Annotated in this window: 2 protein-coding genes; both read left to right on the top strand. The window is 38.3% G+C overall.

What is annotated here, in order from left to right; all coding sequences use genetic code 11:
* Positions 1 to 99: 99 nt before the first annotated feature.
* Positions 100 to 1,626: an ABC transporter substrate-binding protein/permease gene (locus tag ACESSZ_RS16345; RefSeq protein WP_119983386.1), complete on the top strand. Its 1,527-nt coding sequence runs from the start codon at positions 100 to 102 to the stop codon at positions 1,624 to 1,626.
* Positions 1,619 to 2,356 (top strand): amino acid ABC transporter ATP-binding protein, encoded by a 738-nt coding sequence (locus ACESSZ_RS16340; protein WP_119983385.1) that lies wholly within the window; start codon positions 1,619 to 1,621, stop codon positions 2,354 to 2,356. The genes ACESSZ_RS16345 and ACESSZ_RS16340 overlap by 8 nt, the downstream gene beginning before the upstream one ends.
* The last annotated feature ends 111 nt before the right edge of the window (positions 2,357 to 2,467 follow it).

Below are 2,467 nucleotides of genomic sequence, written 5' to 3'. Positions count from 1 at the left end.
TTAAAACGAACCGCCGTATACGGAACCGTACGTACGGTGGTGTGAGAGGGTGATTTATTTCACCCTACTCGATTTTATGAGTGAGAAAGGAAGATGATGATGAAGAAATTCACAAAAATAAGTACCTTATTTATCCTACTTAGCGTGCTTTGTGGAAGCTTTTTAATACAGATACAGGCAAAAGAAAGCACCAAGGCGAATGGTGAAGGGGAACTGTTAGACAAAATCATGGAACGTGGAGAACTGATTGTTGGAACCTCACCAGACTTTCCACCGAATGAATTTATCGATACGACGAAAACAGGACAAGATCAATACGTCGGTAGTGATATGGACTTTGCCAGATATATTGCTGATGAGATGGGGGTCAAACTGACCATTAAGGCAATGGATTTTGATGCTGTATTGGCAAGTCTTGGAAATGGTCAGATTGATATGGCAATCACCGGCATTACCAAAACGCCTGAGCGAATGGATGCGATGGAAATGAGTGAATCTTACTATGATGAAAATGGGGAATCCAGCTGGCAGGGATTGCTAATTAAGGCAGATAAAAAAGATGTGTATACAAAACTACGCGATTTAAAAGGAAAAAAGGTTGCAGTACAGGCAGGTTCTTTACAAGATTATTATGTAAAGACACAACTGAAAGAGGCCAACATTCAATATATCACCGGATTAAATGATGGTATAAACCTATTAAAAAATGGCAGTGTAGATGCCGTTGCCTGCGCTTATGGTACCGGACAGGATTTTGCAAAACAGAATGAAGGTATCCACATGAGCAAACAGTTGCTCTTTAAACTAAATCCTGATTATATGGGAACACGAATCGGTATTCCTAAAGGTGAAATCGCACTATTAAATAAAACGAATGAAATTATTCAGCAGGTACGAGATAAGGGGTTATATGAAGAATGGTATCAGGCTGCTGTAAATTACGATAAACAAAAAATTGAAGGAAACTTTCTCCAACGAACATGGAAAATTGCTGTACGTTATTGGCCAATGTTTTTAGAAGGTTTGGGTATGACACTTGGATTAGCCTTTGTGACCGTGTTAGGTGGTACATTGATTGGAACGGCTTTCGCTCTCATCAAATTGAGCAAGAATCGTTTTATACAATTATTATCAAGTGCATATGTAGAAGCAATACGTGGTACACCGCTGTTGTTGCAATTATGGTTGTTTGTAAGTATTTTTGCGGCTATCAACAGTGATATTCCGATGCTGGTCAGTGTGATTGTTGCTTTAATCATTAATAGTAGTGCTTATGTTGCTGAAATTATTCGCGGTGGTATTCTGTCTGTCGATAAAGGGCAGTGGGAAGCTGCCAAAAGTCTTGGAATGAGTAATCAGCATATGATGGTAAAGATCATATTCCCACAAGCTATTAAGAGCATTCTTCCTTCTTTAGGAAATGAATTTATTATGATGGTAAAGGAAACATCATTGGCTTCTTCTTTCTATATCGGTGAATTAATGAGTGTTAACAATATCGTAAAGACGGCGACCTATTTCTCATTAGAACCATTGACGATTGCGGCCATCATTTATCTGATTGTTACCTACAGTTTAAGTAAACTTGTAAAATATATGGAAAGGAGGATGTGTGTCAGTGATTAAAGAAGCATTAATTCGTGTAGAGAATCTAACCAAACGTTTTGGTGAGTTGGAAGTATTAAAAGGAATCACCGAAGAAATTCATGAAGGGGAAGTTGTGTCTATCATCGGACCTAGTGGTGGAGGAAAAAGTACTTTCTTACGCTGTTTAAATTTGCTAGAAGTGCCTACTTCAGGCAAAGTTATTTTTGAAGGTGTTAATATAGCGGATAAAAGCGTAGATTTAGATTTACACCGCAGAAAAATCGGAATGGTCTTTCAACATTTCAATGTGTTTCCGCATCTCAGTGTGCTTGATAATATTACCATCACTCCTTGTCTAGAATTGAAAATGTCTAAGGAAGAAGCAGAAAAGCGGGGATGTGAATTGTTAAGTAAAGTTGGACTCTTAGACAAGAAGGATGAATTTCCAAGAAAGTTGTCAGGTGGACAGAAACAGCGTTTAGCAATTGTACGTGCGATGGCAATGCAACCGGATGTGATTTTATTTGATGAGCCAACTAGTGCACTTGATCCAGAAATGGTCAAAGATGTGTTAGAGGTCATAAAGGAACTAGCAGATACGGGAATGACAATTGTCATAGTAACGCATGAGATGGGCTTTGCAAAACAAATCAGTGATCGTGTCTTCTTTATGGATGGCGGCATAATTGCAGAACAAGGAACACCAGAAGAAGTCTTCTTACATCCTCAAAATGCTAGGACAAAAGAATTCTTAAGCAAAGTTTTATAAAAATAGCACATACCTATATAAAAGGTATGTGCTATTTTTTGTATGAGAAAACCCCCAGATAGTCTGGGGGTTCCGTAGAGCTTTAGCGATGAGCCTTTAAAAATAAAACTC

The organism is Eubacterium sp. 3_1_31, from assembly GCF_964249515.1.
GTDB lineage: Bacteria > Bacillota_I > Bacilli_A > Erysipelotrichales > Erysipelotrichaceae > Longicatena > Longicatena caecimuris.
Note: the sequence above shows the minus strand (reverse complement) of the source record. Positions and strands in the feature narration are given on the sequence as shown.

What these genes read in the sequence shown, in the direction of transcription:
- ACESSZ_RS16345 (WP_119983386.1), top strand. Translation starts at nt 100, where the DNA reads ATGAAGAAATTCACAAAAATAAGTACCTTATTTATCCTACTTAGCGTG.